The organism is Kitasatospora sp. NPDC001683 (assembly GCF_053596495.1).
In genome coordinates this window covers 26,210-41,466 of sequence record NZ_JBSFGK010000049.1, presented here as the reverse complement: position 1 = coordinate 41,466, position 15,257 = coordinate 26,210, and the positions used below count along the sequence as shown (strand labels likewise).

The following is a 15,257-nucleotide window of genomic DNA, read 5'->3' as shown; positions in this document are numbered from 1 at the left end:
CGGGCTGGGCAACCATGACAGGGGATCGAGTGTCCAACGGGCGTGGCGAACGTGATGGTGGGGGCAAGGGCGGGCATCCCGGCGAGTGCCGTGGTGACCTTCCCGTCGCGCTCCCCGTGGTCTTCGAGTAGGCCGGAAGAAGACCAGATGACGGCGGCCGCACCCGGTGCGGCGGACTCCGGTGCCGGTACCGACGCGGGTACCAGCGAGGACCTGCTCACCGCGACCTACCAGGCGCACTACCGCTCGCTGCTGCGGCTCGCCGCGCTGCTCCTGGACGACCTCTCCACCTGCGAGGACGTCGTGCAGGAGGCCTTCATCCGGGTGCACGCCGCCCGGCGCCGGGTGCGCGAGCCCGAGAAGACCCTGGCCTACCTGCGGCAGACGGTGGTCAACCTGTCGCGCTCCACGCTGCGCCGCCGGATCCTCGGCCTGCGACTGCTGCCGAAGCCCATGCCTGACATGGCCAGTGCAGAAGAAGGTGCCTACGATGCCCTGGAGCGCGACCAGCTGAAGGCCGCGCTCAAGGGTCTGCAACGCCGTCAGCGGGAGGTTCTGGTGCTGCGTTACTTCGTGGACATGACGGAGGCGCAGGTCGCCGAGACCCTGGGCATCTCGCTCGGTTCCGTGAAGGCGTACGGCTCACGCGGACTCGCCGCCCTCCGGATCCAGATGGAGGCCGGACATGGCTGACGGCGCCCGGCAGCGGCCCGAGGACGACGACGTCCCGGACCTCTCCTCCGAGGAACGGGCGCTGCGCGAGCTGATGCGGCACGCGGTGGCCGGGATCCAGCCCGGGACCGGCGCCCTGCCCCGGATCCGGCAGGCCGTACCCCGGCGGAGGGCCGCCCGGCGCGGGGCCTGGACCGGCGCGGCGGCGCTGGCACTGGCGGTCGCGATCGCCCTGCCCGTGCTGCGCGAGGGCGACCGCCTCGGACTGTCCGGCGGGCCCGGCTCCACGGAGGCCAACGGTGCGACCCTCGCCGCCCCCAGCGGCACCGCGCTCGGCGGCGGCGCCACCGGCGTCGGCACGCACACCGGCTCCGGCAGTGGGGACACCACCCCCTCGGCGGGCACCGGCACCGCCTCACCCAGCCCCGGCGCGGACGCCACCCGCCCCGGCACCGCCACCCCCACCGGAGCCACCGGCACCGCCGACGGCGGGATCCTCCCGCTGTGCACCCGGACGGACCTCGGGCAGGGCACCGCACAGATCGGCCCGGCGGACGCGCAGGGCCGGATCTACGGCTCCTTCACCGTGTACAACGTCTCCGGGCACAGCTGCCGCCTCGGCGGACCGGGCGCGGTGGCCGTCACCGGCGTCAGCGGCACCGACCGCAGCCGGGTCCGCACCGCCGACCACTCCCCGGGCGACCCGGCGGGCAACCTGCCCGCGATGGACGCCGAGCCGCCGGTGCTCGCGCCGCAGGCGGGCTACCGGGTGCCGTTCGCGTGGATCCCCGACCAGGGCTGCGGTTCCTCCGGCGGCGCCACCGGCGCGCCGACCACCGGCGCCAACCAGGCCTCGCTGACCACCCAGGCCCCCGCCGCCTCGGGCGCCGCCCCGGCCTCCGGCGCCTCGGCGGCGCCGAGCGCCAACCCGCAGGCCAGCTCGTCGCCCACGTCCGGGACGTCGTCGGCGCCGAGCCCGACCGCCACCCCGAGCGGCAACCCCACCTCCGCGCAGGCCACCGCCACCATCGCCCACACCCCGGCGCCGGGCAGCCCGGCGGCCGCGACGGCCTCGCTGCCGGTCGAGTGCGGCGGGACCCTCTACCGGGGCGGGGTGCAGCCGGCCGGCGGCTCCGCGGCCCAGCCGTCGGGGACGCCCGCGGCCGGCTGAGCGTGCGACCGCCCGGGCCGGTGCCGCGCCCGGCGGCGGACCCTGTGGTCCGGAGCGGTGTGAGGAGTGGTTACCGTGGGGGGTGTGTACCGGTTCCTCCTGACTCCGCGCTGGCTGGGCGGCACCGCCCTGGCGATGGCGGCCGTGGTGGTGTGCGTCTGGCTGGGCTCCTGGCAGCTCGGCCGGTTCGAGGACCGCGTCTCCACCCACCAGGAGACCAAGGCGTCGCTCACCGCATCGGGTGAAGCCCGGCCGATCGACGCGCTGCTCGGCCCGACCACCCCGCAGGTGACCACGGAGACCGTCGGCAAGCCCGTCACGGTGACCGGAAGCTTCGACACGGAGCACCAACTCCTCGTCCCCAATCGGGTGTTGGACGGCAAGCAGGGCTACTACGTGCTCACTCCGCTGCGCACCGCCGACGGACACGCCGTCGCCGTGGTGCGGGGCTGGGCACCCGGCGCCCCGTCCGGCGCCGCCCCCGCGGCCGAGGCGGCCCCCACCGGGCAGGTGACGGTGACCGGGCGGCTGCAGGCCAACGAGTCGGTGGGCAGCAACGGCGCGGTCGCGGGCGGCCTGCCCGCCGGGCAGCTCGGCATGATCAACCGGGCCTCGCTGCTGAACGTGCTGGCCTACGACGGCTGGTACGACGGCTGGGTGGCCGCCGACCAGGTGCCCGCCGGGCTGACCGCGGTCCCGACCGTGCAGCCGCAGGGCGGGGACGGGCTCACCCTGCGGGCGTTCCAGAACCTGGGCTACACCCTGGAGTGGTTCGTCTTCGCGGGCTTCGTGATCTTCATGTGGTTCCGCCTGCTGCGCCGGGAGGCGGAGGCGGAGCAGGACCGGGCCCTCGGGCTGGACCCGGTCCTGGACTGACCGACCCGCCGGGACTCGCCGGGACGGTTCACCGGGGCGTGCCGGGATGGCTTACCGGGACTTGCCGGGTCGGCTCACCGGGACGGCTTGCCGGTCGGCGTCGGCGTCGGCGTCGGCAGTGGCTTGGCCGGCGTCGGTACGACGGTCGGCGTCGGGGACTGGATGGGGGCCGTCGGGCTCTGCCCGCCGCCGAAGGGCGTCGCCGGGTCGTCGTCCGCCGGCTCGGACCCGCCGCGGCAGTGGCCGTGGCCGTGTCCGCCGATCTGGTCGTTCGAGTCGTAGTGGTCGATGTGGTGGTGCGTGGTGCGACCGCCCTTCGAACCGGACGAGCCCTTGGAACCGGACGAGCCCTTGGAACCGCTCGAACCGTGCGAGCCGCTCGACCCGTGCGAGCCGCCGGACCCGCCGCGCTCGGCCGCGTCCTGCTCCTCCCCGCCCGTGGCCTCCGCCGAGCCCGGCCCGTACGACGCCCGTACGACGGCCGGACCGGTGCCCAGCGCGTTCGCCTTCGTCGCCGAACCGGACGGCACGGCCGTCGGAGCCGCCGTCGGAGTGGCGGCAGCAGTCGGCAGCCCCGCCTGCGGGCTCGCCGACGGGCTCGCCGGCCGCGGCGCGACCGGCGCCGGGCAGTCCGCCTCGTCGCCGTGTGAGCCCGAGCAGCCGCTGAGCACCAGCGCCCCGGCCACCGCCGCTCCCGCGAGCGTCAGCAGACGTCTCACCCAGCTCCTCCGGTGCTCCCGCCCGGAACGCCCAGATGCCGCCGGACGAAGTCGATCTCCAGCCGCAGCTGCTTGATCCGCTCCTCCACGACCAGCGAGCCGTGCCCGGCGTCGTACCGGTACACCTCGTGCGGCTTGCCGAGCTGCTCCAGCCGCTCGACGTAGTTGTCGATCTGCCGGATCGGGCAGCGCGGGTCGTTGACCCCGGCGCTGATGTACACCGGCACCCGCACCCGCTCGACGTAGGTCAGCGGCGAGGAGGCGGTGAAGCGCTCCGGGACCTCCTCCGGGGTGCCGCCGAAGAGCGTGCGGTCCAGCGACTTGAGCGCCTCCATCTCGTCGGCGTACGCGGCGTGGTAGTCCGCGACCGGCACGGCGGCGACGCCCAGCGACCAGCTGTCGGGCTGCACGCCCAGGCCGAGCAGGGTCAGGTAGCCGCCCCAGCTGCCGCCGGTGAGCACCAGCCGCCGCGGATCGGCCAGGCCGCTGGAGACCGCCCACTCCCGGACGGCCGCGATGTCCTCCAGCTCGATCAGGCCGACCCGTTCGTGCAGCGCGTCGGTCCAGGCCTGGCCGTAGCCGGTCGAGCCGCGGTAGTTGACCCGGACCACCGCGAAGCCGTGGTCCAGCCAGGCCGCCGGGCCGGCCGCGAAGGCGTCGCTGTCGTGGTGGGTCGGGCCGCCGTGGATCTCGAACACGGTCGGGTACGGGCCCGGACCGGCCGTGCGCGGGCGCTGCACCAAGGCGTGCACCCGCCCGCCGGGCCCGTCCACCCAGACGTCCTCGACCGGGACGGAGGCGGGCGGCACCGGGCCGGGCGCCCGCAGTACGACCGCACCGGCGGTGGAGCGCACGGCGGACGGCTCGGCGGCGGAGGACCACAGGTACTCCACGGTGCCGTCCGGACGGGCGGTCGCGCCCCCGACGGTGCCGCGCGGGGTCTCCAGGCGGGTCAGCCGACCGTCCGCGAGCGTGTAGGTGAACAGCTCGCTGCGCGCCTCGTACTCGTGCTCGACCAGCAGCTCCGCCGCGCCCGGGCGCCACTGCGCGGAGACGTCGCCGGGCAGCTCGCGGCCCTGCTCGTCGCGCAGCGGGAGGGCGGTCTCGGCGCCGGTGGCCACGTCCCAGATCATCGGCTCCCAGCGGCCGGTGCGCTGGTGGGCGACCAGCAGCCGGGTGTCGCCCTCGACCGGGGCGAAGCCCAGGCAGGCGACGCCGCGCGGCTCGTCCCGGCCGGTGACCTCGTCCAGCTCGGCGACCGTCTCGACAGCGTCGGCGGTGATCCGGACCACCCGGATCGCGGAGTGCATCGCGTCGCCGTGCTCGGTGTGGTCGATCGCGAGCAGGGTGGCGTCGTGGCTGAGGTCGCCGACGCCGCCGTACTCCTCGTGCCGGTAGATCTCGACCGGCTCCGCCGCGCCCGGGCGGCGCAGGTGGAGGGTGGTGCCGTGCTCGTCGGTGGACCGGCCGACGACCACCGTGCCGTCGCGGCCGAGGGCCAGACCGGCCGAGTAGGAGGGGGCGAGGCCGGGCACGGCCTCCTCGTCCGGGCCGCCCGCGAAGGGCTGGCGGCGCCAGACGCCGAACTCGTCGCCGTCGTGGTCGTCGAACCACCAGACCCAGGCGCCGTCCGGGGACAGCTCGGCGTCGGTGGTGCCGTTCGGACGGTCGGTGACCCTGCGGTGGGTGCCGGTGGCACGGTCCCAGGCGTAGACCTCGTAGGTGCCGGTCGCGTTGGACACGTACAGCGCCCGGTCGGGGGCGTCCTCGGCCCAGTCGGGCAGTGACACCCGTGCTGCCCGGAACCGCTGCTCCCACGCCGGTACGGCGCTCTTCTCCTCGCTCATCCGACCATCCAACCCGATCGGGGGGACGGAACGGAACGGGCGGGCGGGTTCACCCCGCCCGCCCCCGCTCCTGCGGTGCTCACGTGTTGTGTTCACGGGTTGTGTCCACGTGTTGTGTTCACGAACGGCGCGGCAGCAGCCGGACCAGTCCCACCAGCACCAGTTCCAGCACCGCCAGCGCCGTCACGCTGCGGCCGAAGGCGGCGGTCGGGTCGCCGGCGCCGTAGTAGAGCAGTCCGATCAGCGCGATCCCGACCGCGCCGCCGACCTGCTGCACGGTGGCCACCACCCCGGCCGCCGCACCGGCCAGCTCGGGCTCGACGGCCGCCAGGACGACGGTGGTGACCGGGGCGATCACCAGGCCCATGCCGAGGCCGTCCACGAACAGCCCGGGCGCCAGCCACCAGACGCTCGCCTCCGCCGTGTCGTGGGCGGCCAGGGCGAGCAGACCCAGCCCGACGGCCATCAGCAGCCCGCCGACGGTGATCGTGCGGCGCTCGCCGAGGCGGGCGGTGACCAGGTGGGTGGCGTTCGAGGTGAGCAGGTAGCCGAGGCCGATCGCGGTGAACACCAGCCCGGAACCCAGCGCGTCCAGGCCGCGGCCCAGCTGCAGGTGCAGGGCCAGGACCAGGAAGAAGGAGGCCTGGCCCAGCCAGAAGGCGAGCTGGGCGAGCAGTCCGGTGCGGAAGGCGCGGCCGCGGAACAGCCGGGTGTCGACCAGCGGGGTGCCGGTCGCGGTGGTGCGGTGCTGGTGGACGGCGAAGGCGGCGAGCAGGACGCCCGCGGCGGCGAGGCAGAGCACCGTCCACAGCGGCCAGTGCAGGCCGGGGCCCTGGATCAGCGGCAGCACCAGCGCGGTCAGCGCGACGGACACCAGCAGCACGCCGACCGGGTCCAGCCCGGGCCGCTGCGGGGCGCGCGACTCCGGCAGGCAGCGGCGGACGGCGGCCAGGGCGGCCAGGCCGATCGGCAGGTTGATCAGGAAGCAGCTGCGCCAGCCGAGGCCGAGCAGGTCCGCGCGGATCAGCAACCCGCCGATCAGCTGACCGAACACCGCGCCGATGCCCATGGTCAGCCCGTACCGGGCGAAGGCCCGGGCCTGCGCGGCGCCGCTGAACGCCGTCCGCAGGATCGCCAGCACCTGCGGGCCCATCAGCGCGGCCGCCAGGCCCTGGGCGACCCGTCCGCCGACCAGCGCGGCGGCGGTGGGGGCGAGGCCGCAGCCCGCCGAGGCGAGGGTGAACAGGGCCAGGCCGAGCGCGAACACCCGGCGCCGGCCGTACCGGTCGCCGAGCCGCCCGGCGGTGACCAGCCCGACGGCGAGGGCCAGGCCGAACCCGGCCATCACCCACTGGACGACCGCCGGGCCGGCGCCCAGGTCGGCCTGGACGGAGGGGACGGCGACGTTGACGACGAAGGTGTCGAGCGCGGTCATGAAGGTGGCGGTCAGGACGACCGGCAGCAGGCCCCTGGGGGCGGGTGCCTGCTCCGCCGGGGCTGCCGCGGCTTCGGCCGGCGGCCGGGTTTCCAGGGCGGTGCTCATCTCGGGCTCTCCTCCAGGGGGTGCCGTCGTGGGGGTGCGAAGGGGGGCGGGGGCGATGGGGGCGGGGGGGCGGCGGGGGGGGGGGGGGCCCCGGGGGGGGGGGGGGGGGGGGGGGGGGCCGCCGCCGTGGGGGTGCGGCGCCCCGGGTGGTGGGGTTTCCGGGTTGCTCAGGCGCCCGGGACGCGGTCCAGGAACCCGTGCACGGTGCCGATCCGGCCCTCCGGGGTGGCCGCCAGCACGTCGAAGCCGATCACCACCGGCTCGGTGCCCGCCGGCCCGAGGTTCCAGGTGAACCGGGCGATGTCGTGGTGCGCGTCCACCGGGCCGAGGGTGAACTCCAGCCCCGGGAACTGGGCCTGGGCCGCGCCGATCAGCGCGTTGATGGCTTCCCGGCCGACGACGGCGGCCAGCGGGTCGGTGTAGCGGCCGTCCTCGGCCCACACCTCGTCGATCAGCTTGCGGCGGGCCGCCGGATCGGTCTCGTTCCAGACCGCCAGGTAGCGCTCGGCGAGCTGCTGGAGGGTGGCGGCGGTGATCTCGGTCATGGTCATCTCCCGTGTTCCGGTGGGTGGTTGGCGGTCGTTCCCGCTGCTCACAAAGGTAGGGACGGGCGGCCGGCGGCGAATCGGTCACGTATCCGTACCTGCCTACGTAGGTATTGCGCCCGGGTACCGGCGGGCGGCTCGGTAGGGTCGGGGCATGTTGTACGGGAGGGAACACGAACAGGCCGCCGTCGACGGCCTGTTGGCGCGGGCGCGGGACGGCCGCAGCGGGGTGCTGCTGCTCCGCGGCGAGGCGGGGATCGGCAAGACCGCCCTGCTGGACGACGCCGTCGCCCGCGCCGGGGCGGCGTTCCGGGTGATCCGGGCGGCGGGCGTCGAGTACGAGGCCGAACTGCCCTTCGCCGGACTGAGCCTGTTGCTGGCGCCCGGTCTGGACCGGCTGGACGTCCTGCCCGGACCGCAACGACGTGCCCTGGAGGCGGCGTTCGGGCTCGGCGAGGAGCCGACCGCCCCCGCCGACCGGCTGCTGGTCGGCCTCGCCACCCTCGGACTGCTCGCCGAACTCGCTGCCGAACAGCCGCTGTTGTGCGTGCTCGACGACGTGCAGTGGCTCGACCGGGCCTCCCTGGAGGCCCTGCTGCTGGCCGCCCGGCGCCTCCAGGCCGAAGGCGTCGCCCTGTTGCTCGCTGCCCGCACCGAGGGTGGCGCCCCGACCTCCGAGCGCCAACTCGGCCTGCCCGAAATACGGGTGACCGGCCTGGCCGAGGCCGACGCCACCCGGCTGCTGAGCGAGCGGGCCGGCCCCGACCTGCCCGCCGCCGTCCGCGACCGGCTGCTCGCCGAAGCCGCCGGCAACCCGCTCGCCCTCACCGAACTCCCCGTCGCCACCGGGCCGCAGGCGCACACCGCGGGCGGCCTCCCGCTCACCAGCCGACTGCTGATCGCCTTCCACGGCCAGGTCACCGGGCTGCCCCCGGCCACCCAGACCCTGCTGCTGGTCGCCGCCGCCGAGGAGAGCGGCGAACTCGACGTCGTGCTACCCGCCGCCGCCGGGCTCGGCATCGACGCCGAACACCTCACCCCCGCCGAGGAATCCGGCCTGGTCACGGTCACCCCCGACCGCCGGATCGCCTTCCGCCACCCGCTGCTGCGCTCCGCCATCCTCCAGCGCGCCCCGCACCACCAGCGGCTGACGGTCCACCGCACCATCGCCGGGGTTCTGCCGGAGGGCGACCGCCGCACCTGGCACCTCGCCCTCGCCGCCACCGCCCCCGACGCAGCCCTCGCCGACGCGCTGGAGCGCACCGCCGTCCGCACCGGACGGCGCGGCGGGCACGGCGGCGCGGCCGCATACGAACGCGCCGCCCGGCTCACCCCCGACCGCGACGGCGCCACCCGCCGCCTCGTCCTGGCCGCCGAAGCCGCCACCGAGGAAGGTGAGTTGGACCGGGCCGAAGCCCTCGCCGACGAGGCCGCCGCCCGCACCGACAGCGTCCTCGCCCACGCCCTGCTGGACCACGTCCGGGCCACCGCGCACTTCTGGCGCGGCTCGTACCCGACGGCCTACCGGCTGCTGCTCGACGCCGCCGCAACGACCGGTGGTGACGGCATCGAACCCAGCCACGCCGCCCGGATGCTGTTCCAGGCCTTCCACGCCGCCTGGTACGCGGGGGAGGAGTCGGTGGCCGACGTGCTCGCGCGCCTCGCCGCCCTGCCGCTGGCCGCCGACGACCCCCTCGCCCCGCTCGCCCGCTACCTGCCCACCGCCGTCCTCCCGGCCCTCGGCCGGACCGCCGCCCTGCCCGCCGCCCTGCAGAGCGCCCTGCCCACCGTCCTGCCGACCGCCCGCGAGGCCGTCGAAGCCGCCCGCCGGGCCGGCGCCGAGAGCCCCGCCGACCTGGTCCAACTCTGCGGCGCCACCCTCGTCCTCGGCCGCGACGAGGAGACCGTCGACCTCGGCGGCGAACTGGTCGCCGAGGCCCGCGCCAAGGGCAGCCTCGGGGTGATGCCCACCCTGCAGTTCTTCCTCGCCGAAGCGGAACTCTTCCACGGCCGCCACGCCGACGCCGAACTCACCGCCACCGAGGCGCTCGCCCTCGCCCAGGACACCGGCCAGCACCAGTGGGTCAGCCAACTCGGCGCACTGCTCGCCTACCTGGCCGCCCTCGACGGCCGCACCGAACGCTGCACCGAACTGGCCACCACCGCCCTCGCCACCACCGGCCCGCAGACCGCGGCCCCCGCCGCCGGCCACCCCTGGGCCCAGTGGGCACTCGCCCTGCTCGACCTCGGCCAGGGCCGCGCCGCCGGCGCCGCCGACCGCCTCCACGCCCTCACCACCGGCCCGCACCGCCACCACGTCAGCGCCACCCGGGCCGTCCCCGACCTGGTCGAGGCCGCCGTCCGCCTCGGCACCCCGGAACGCGCCGCCGAACCCTACGAACGCTTCGCCCGCTGGACCGCCGCCGCCGACCGCCCCTGGGCCGAAGCCCTACGCCTGCGCTGCCAGGCCCTGCTCGGCCCCGACGAACTCGCCGAACCCGCCTACCGCGCCGCCCTCGACCTCCACGCCACCACCCACCGCCCCTTCGAACACGCCCGCACCGCCCTCCTCTACGGCGAATGGCTCCGCCGCACCCGCCGCCGCACCGACGCCCGCCCCCACCTCACCACCGCCCTGGAAACCTTCGACCGCCTCTCCGCCCACCCCTGGTCCGCCCGCGCCCGCACCGAACTCTCCGCCACCGGCACTCCCGCCCCCCAAGCCCCCCTCACCCCCCTCCACTCCCTCACCCCTCAAGAACTCCAGATCGCCCGCCTGGCCGCCCAAGGCCTCACCAACCGCGACATCGCCGCCCAACTGTTCCTCAGCCCCCGCACCGTCGCCCACCACCTCTACAAGGCCTACCCCAAACTCGGCATCACCTCCCGCGCAGCCCTCCCCACCGTCCTCTGACCCGCCCCGGACGGAAAACACCGACCGGCAGACGGGCGGCCGCGGGCGCCGCGGGACGCCCCGTACCGGCTTGGCCGGGAAAATCCACAGCCCGTCCGAGCCCCCGGGGCCCGACGCAGCGGGACGCGCAGGACGCGGGCCGCGGCGGCGTTGAGGACTCGTCAACGGCCTCCTGGTCCACGTCCTCGACTGCGCGTCGAGCACCTCCCGGGCCGTGACCCGGGACCGCTCCTCGCCCGCCTCCTCGTCGCGGTAGTGCATCCCGAAGTTCACGTAGTCGAGGGTGATCCGGAAGGTGTCCCCACCCGTGGTGCATCGAGTGCGGTACGGCCCCGGCCGCCGCCTCGGTGGCGTCCGCGAGGACGGCCCCGGCCTCCGGGCTGTCGAGTGCGGGTGTCCCGACCGAGAGCGCGCGCCCAGGTACTCCAGGAACTCGTCCGCGATGAACTGCCATGTGCGCGCGTCCATCCGGTCCTTCGAGGCGGCCCGGACGTGCCGCCCGATCCGGCTCACGAAGTCCTCGCACGTCGTCGAGATCAGCGCCTCGCCCACCTGGTGACGCTCAATCCGTACGGCGCCGCTCCTCGATCAATTGCCGGGCTTCAGCCGCAGGGGGGCCAGGGAATCCAGCACGCGCCTTGTCAGGGCCTCCGGCAGCGGGCCGTACATGAGGTTCTCGCCGACTGCCTGGCCCGGCGCGCTCAGCCCGTGGGCCAGGAAGTTGGTCAGGACGGCGGTGCCGGCGAGGGCGCGATCGGCCCCGCCGTGGTCGCAGAAGCCGATGTAGCCGACGTCGACGATGGGGTAGCTGCCCGAGGCGGGCCTCGCGTAGTCGATCGTGACCGTCAGGTTGGTGCCCGTGCCCTGCACCGAGCCCCCGGCGGCCATCATGCTGGCGGAGTGGGGGGTGAGTTCCACCGCCTGGGAGCCGCCGAACTTCACCTTGGCCTTCTGGAGGGTGCCGGCGTCCGGGAGCGGCACGAAGGACATCGACCACTGGTCCCCGGCGACATAGGCGGGGAGGTCGGACGCGTTCGTGCCGGACGCGGGCCGCGACTTGTCGGGCCACGCCCGGCCCGGCTGGTAGGGGAAGTCGGCGGGCGCCGCCTTGGCGAGGTACTGGGTGAAGATGGCGGTGGACGCCGACTCGTTGCTCGGGATCCGTACGTCGATCGGCGAGTCCGGCAGGTTCCAGATCGAGTTGAGCGCCTTGATCGCCGGGTCGTTCCACTTGGTGATCTTGCCAGTGAAGATCTTGGCGAGCGTCGGGGCGTCGAACTCCAGCCCCTGCAGCCCGGGCGTGTTGTAGACCACGGCGATCGGCAGCACGGTGACCGGGATCTGGGAGGCGTAGCCGGTGGGGCAGTGGCGGCCGACGACGGCCCGCTGATCGGCCGTCATCGGCGAGTCCAGGGCGACGCCATCGGACTTGAAGGTCGCGTACTGGTCCATCACGGTGCCGCTCGCGGGGCCGTTGAAGGTGATCTCGGCGCCTGGGCACTCCTTGGCGTAATCCGCCTGCCACTGCTTGACGAGGGCCACCTGCAGCCCGTCCGCGCCGACCGCCTGCTTGCCGTCGGGGCCGCAGGCTGAGGCGGCGGTCGTCGCCGTAGCCGTCGCCGTCACTGAGGAGGACGGGCCGGGCTTCGAGCCACGGGACCCCGGCTCGTCCGGACCGTGGTCCCGCCAGGCGAGGAAGCCCAGGGTGCCCCCCGTGGCGACGACGACCGCGGACAGCACCGAGCCGATCAGCACGCCCTTGCGCCTCCGTGGGCGCGCGGCGGCGTCGGCGAGGGACGGGTGGGTGGCGGGGGCCGCCATGTACGCGGGGACGGTCGGCGGTACCGGGCCCGTCGGCGCTGCGGGCGCGGCGGGCACGACCGGCGGAGTGGCCGGGGGCGCGGCCGCGGGAGCCGGAGGAGCCACCGACGCGAGCGGCACCGCCGGGGCCGTCGGCGTCGGCGTCACCGGAGTCCTCTTCGGGGCCGGATTCGCTACCCGTGGGCCGGGTCTGCCGCGGCGGGCGGTTTCACTGCTTCGGGCAGGCGGTCGCGGTCGCCGATGACGGTTGCACCGGTAGCGGGGTGAGGGGCGTGCAGACCGGGGTGGCGAGTCCGATGAGTTCCACCAGCCCCACGCCGCCGGTCGGCGGGAGGATTTCCGACCAGTTGTTGGCCAGCCAGACGTTGCCGGACTGGTCGAGCTGCACTGCCGTGAGGTGCTGGATCGCTGCGTTGCGGAACCCCTGTGAGGGGGACAGGAACGTGCCGGTGGACGTGCCGTTCGGGCAGGCGGAGGTGTTCTCGCCGCACAGCAGCCATACGGACGGGGTGCCGAAGCCGGCGACCCACACCCGGTCGGACCCGTCCACGGCCACGGACCAGGGGCCGACCGCGATCGGCAGCTTGTGCTCACCGGCGATGGTTCCGTCGGGCCGGATCTCGGTGACGGTGTTGCTGAAGAAGTCGGGCACCCAGACGTTGTTCCTGGAATCGATGGCAAGTCCCAGGGGCCAGCTGAACGAGCTGCTCTTGACGGGGGAGAACGCGGTCGGTTTGAAGTCGGGGCCGATGACGGTGACGCTTCCCCCGAACTCGGCGTTGGCGCCGGCCACCCGTGTTTCGTAGAGCTTGGCGCCGCTGAGGCGGGCGTTGGTGACCCAGGCCCGGCCCTGGCCGTCGATCTGGACGGCGAACGGGTGGTCGAGGCCGCCGCCGCTGATCGTGATCGCCTTCGAGGGGTCACCGTGCGGGTAGACGATCACGCTGCCCTGGCCGGGGGCGCCTTTGATGCCGTAGTAGTTGGCGATCCACACGTTGCCCTTCTGGTCGACGGCGACGCCCTGCGGATGGTCGGGGCCGCCGTTCTTCCAGCCGGTGTCGGGCGACAACGGGGTTCCGGTGGCCGAGTACTTCGAGATCGCGTCGCCCCCGTAGCTGGGCACCCAGGCGGCGCCGTCATGGTCGATCGCGATGCCCCACGCCCCGCCTTTCATGCCACCGCCGCTGATGGGGCTGCCTAGGGTCGGGTGGCCGACCGGATCGAGCACGGTGACGTAGGGGCTCGAATCCCGGGTGCCGGCCTGCCAGTTGTTGCTGGCCCAGGCGTTCCCCTTGGCGTCGAACGCGATGCGCCCGGGGGCGTAGAGGCCGGTGTCGGTGTAGCGCAGCGCCAGGATCCAGGATGTGGGGGCCGCGGTGAGCGCGGGAGAGAAGACGTTCGCCGTGTGCGCCAGGGAGTAGAGCTCGGCCGGGGAGAGTGTCGGGTTGTGGACGAGGTTGAGGGCCGCCTGCACCGTGTCGATCGGAGTGGTGCCGCCGGGCGGTGTGGCGAGGCGGAGCACGTCCCCGCAGTGCGGGGCGTTCGGCGTCGCGCAGAGCGAGAGCAGGTTGGCGAGCGTGCCGAGGGTGGCTAGTGTCTCGTTGTTGGTGCCGTTGTCCTTGTTCGTGACGACTCCGCCCGGCTTGCCGGTGGCCGGATCGGCGAGGTTGAACGAGGTTGCCGCGGCGTTCTGCAGCCCGGGGCTCGGACCGGCGATGCCGCGCTGGTCGCTGAACTGGGCCAAGGCGTATGTAGCGGCGACGGTGGTGAGTTCGTTGACCGTCACCGCGTTCAGGGTCCGCTGGGGGACGCCGCCTCTGGCGCCGATGCCGACGACAGAGCGCAGCCGGAGCCCGGGCGTGTCCGGAAGCACGGCCTCGACGTACAGCACCCCGTCTGTCGGCTGGGCGTAGGAGATCTTGAAGGAGCCGGTCGCGTCGGTCGTGGCGCGGGCCAGTGCCTCGGTTCCCTCGCGGGTTCCGGCGAAGAGCGTCACCTGGGCCCCGTGTAGCGCGTTGCCCGACCCGGCGACTGTTCCCGCCAATGTGCTCGGGGTGGCGGCGGGAGCGTCTTGCGGGGCGCTGCACGAGGTCAGAACGGCGACGAGTGAGGCTGCCGCGGTGGCTGAGACAGCTGCGGTCCACCTTCGTGCACGGCGGGACGTGCCGGGTGCTGACCTGCGAGCGCGCATGATGGAGGTGGTCATCGTCGTGGGACCTTTCAAACAGAGCAGCCCGGCCGGGCTGGGCCGTGGCCTTCACCGGAGTTCGCCCGATCGGTGCCCAGGCCGCCGGACGTCAGCCGATCGGGATGTTGCTGCAGCCGCGTCGCGCCGCCGGAAGAGCGGCGGAGCGGAGCGTCATGTGCTCGTGTTCGGCTGCTTCTCGCCTGGTCCGGTTCCTGCTTGCGGCTTCCTCAGTGAGAACCAGCCGACCTTGGCGCCCAGCAGCCAGATCACGCCCAGATACAGGTCCGGGCCCACCTGGCGGATCTCATCGCGCACGCCGCGAGCGACGAGGGATGTTCTGGAGTAGTCGATGACGATGCACTCCTCGCCGTCCAGCCGACTCGGTCCCGGAGCGACCGTGGCGAGGATGGCGAGCGCGTCCAGTGAGGACAGCCGATTGCTCAGGTACCCGCCAGTGCGGTCGAAGACCTTTCCCCGCCACACGGCCAGGCGCACCAACGCGGCGATCGGTCGGGTCGCGCCCGTTCCCGCGCAGATGATGGCGGTGCCCTCCATCGGGCCGTCGGGAATGTCACCGGGCGGGCTCGTACGGAAGAGTTCCCCCAGCCGGTCCTCGTCGGCCGTAAGCAACTCGGCCTCGCTGAGCGTCACGATCATTCTCCAGGTGGTTGCCTCGCCGACTGCCTACGGCCGTAGCCCAGCCGTTCCTGCAGCAGGCCGGCGAGGTGCCCAACGCCGGGCCGTCCCGTAGGCAGGACCCGGGCGTCGGGTGGCCGTCGGCGATCCAGTTGAGTCCGCCCCGCGGGTAGGGGGCAGCCGACGTGCGATCCGGCTGCCAGCCCTAGCCATGTGTCAACCATGAGCGCTTTGAGTCCAAACCACCTCCGTTGTTGAGCCGAACAGCTGACGACCACTATGAGGAAGGTCGACCCAGCGGGTGCCCCTCAGCAGCGGCTGTGGG

At 74.4% G+C, this 15,257-nt stretch carries 11 protein-coding genes; 4 read left to right on the top strand and 7 right to left on the bottom strand.

The window, feature by feature from the left end; genetic code table 11:
• The first annotated feature begins 147 nt into the window (after window positions 1-147).
• The 3 genes from ACWCYO_RS24835 to ACWCYO_RS24825 all read left to right on the top strand — a co-directional run bounded on the left by ACWCYO_RS24835 (window position 148) and on the right by ACWCYO_RS24825 (window position 2,719).
• The gene (locus tag ACWCYO_RS24835) at window positions 148-693 is read left to right on the top strand and encodes a SigE family RNA polymerase sigma factor (protein ID WP_270145977.1); all 546 of its coding nucleotides are present in this window, start codon (window positions 148-150) and stop codon (window positions 691-693) included.
• Window positions 686-1,843 carry a hypothetical protein gene (locus tag ACWCYO_RS24830; RefSeq protein WP_449785424.1) on the top strand — a complete coding sequence of 386 codons (1,158 nt, stop codon included), beginning with the start codon at window positions 686-688 and terminating at the stop codon, window positions 1,841-1,843. Before ACWCYO_RS24835 ends, ACWCYO_RS24830 begins: the two co-directional genes overlap by 8 nt.
• Window positions 1,844-1,927: 84 nt before the next feature.
• The gene (locus tag ACWCYO_RS24825) at window positions 1,928-2,719 is read left to right on the top strand and encodes an SURF1 family protein (protein WP_270145981.1); all 792 of its coding nucleotides are present in this window, start codon (window positions 1,928-1,930) and stop codon (window positions 2,717-2,719) included.
• Window positions 2,720-2,793: 74 nt separating this feature from the next.
• Here ACWCYO_RS24825 and ACWCYO_RS24820 read toward each other — a convergent pair whose 3' ends face one another.
• From ACWCYO_RS24820 to ACWCYO_RS24805, 4 genes are all read right to left on the bottom strand, one after another.
• Window positions 2,794-3,438 (bottom strand): hypothetical protein, encoded by a 645-nt coding sequence (locus ACWCYO_RS24820; RefSeq protein WP_449785423.1) that lies wholly within the window; start codon window positions 3,436-3,438, stop codon window positions 2,794-2,796.
• Complete coding sequence (locus tag ACWCYO_RS24815; protein ID WP_270145985.1) at window positions 3,435-5,285, bottom strand: S9 family peptidase; 1,851 nt, start codon at window positions 5,283-5,285, stop codon at window positions 3,435-3,437. Before ACWCYO_RS24815 ends, ACWCYO_RS24820 begins: the two co-directional genes overlap by 4 nt.
• A gap of 118 nt (window positions 5,286-5,403) precedes the next feature.
• On the bottom strand, window positions 5,404-6,828 hold the full coding sequence (locus ACWCYO_RS24810) for an MFS transporter (protein ID WP_449785422.1): 1,425 nt from the start codon (window positions 6,826-6,828) through the stop codon (window positions 5,404-5,406).
• Between the two features lie 167 nt (window positions 6,829-6,995).
• A complete protein-coding gene (locus ACWCYO_RS24805) occupies window positions 6,996-7,373 on the bottom strand; it encodes a nuclear transport factor 2 family protein (RefSeq protein ID WP_449785421.1) in 378 nt (125 codons plus the stop codon).
• A gap of 154 nt (window positions 7,374-7,527) precedes the next feature.
• On the opposite strand from ACWCYO_RS24805, the gene ACWCYO_RS24800 reads away from it, so the two are divergent.
• On the top strand, window positions 7,528-10,287 hold the full coding sequence (locus ACWCYO_RS24800; protein WP_449785420.1) for an AAA family ATPase: 2,760 nt from the start codon (window positions 7,528-7,530) through the stop codon (window positions 10,285-10,287).
• A gap of 588 nt (window positions 10,288-10,875) precedes the next feature.
• On the opposite strand, the gene ACWCYO_RS24795 is transcribed toward ACWCYO_RS24800, so the two are convergent.
• The 3 genes from ACWCYO_RS24795 to ACWCYO_RS24785 form a co-directional block, all read right to left on the bottom strand.
• A complete protein-coding gene (locus ACWCYO_RS24795; protein ID WP_449785419.1) occupies window positions 10,876-12,108 on the bottom strand; it encodes a substrate-binding domain-containing protein in 1,233 nt (410 codons plus the stop codon).
• Between the two features lie 208 nt (window positions 12,109-12,316).
• Window positions 12,317-14,104 carry an NHL repeat-containing protein gene (locus tag ACWCYO_RS24790; RefSeq protein WP_449785418.1) on the bottom strand — a complete coding sequence of 596 codons (1,788 nt, stop codon included), beginning with the start codon at window positions 14,102-14,104 and terminating at the stop codon, window positions 12,317-12,319.
• 363 nt (window positions 14,105-14,467) lie between these two features.
• A complete protein-coding gene (locus tag ACWCYO_RS24785; protein WP_270145997.1) occupies window positions 14,468-14,947 on the bottom strand; it encodes a hypothetical protein in 480 nt (159 codons plus the stop codon).
• Window positions 14,948-15,257 lie beyond the last annotated feature (310 nt).

What these genes read in the sequence shown, in the direction of transcription:
- ACWCYO_RS24800 (WP_449785420.1), top strand. Translation starts at nt 7,528, where the DNA reads ATGTTGTACGGGAGGGAACACGAACAGGCCGCCGTCGACGGCCTGTTG.
- ACWCYO_RS24795 (WP_449785419.1), bottom strand. Translation starts at nt 12,108, where the DNA reads ATGGCGGCCCCCGCCACCCACCCGTCCCTCGCCGACGCCGCCGCGCGC.
- ACWCYO_RS24835 (WP_270145977.1), top strand. Translation starts at nt 148, where the DNA reads ATGACGGCGGCCGCACCCGGTGCGGCGGACTCCGGTGCCGGTACCGAC.
- ACWCYO_RS24805 (WP_449785421.1), bottom strand. Translation starts at nt 7,373, where the DNA reads ATGACCGAGATCACCGCCGCCACCCTCCAGCAGCTCGCCGAGCGCTAC.
- ACWCYO_RS24815 (WP_270145985.1), bottom strand. Translation starts at nt 5,285, where the DNA reads ATGAGCGAGGAGAAGAGCGCCGTACCGGCGTGGGAGCAGCGGTTCCGG.
- ACWCYO_RS24810 (WP_449785422.1), bottom strand. Translation starts at nt 6,828, where the DNA reads ATGAGCACCGCCCTGGAAACCCGGCCGCCGGCCGAAGCCGCGGCAGCC.
- ACWCYO_RS24830 (WP_449785424.1), top strand. Translation starts at nt 686, where the DNA reads ATGGCTGACGGCGCCCGGCAGCGGCCCGAGGACGACGACGTCCCGGAC.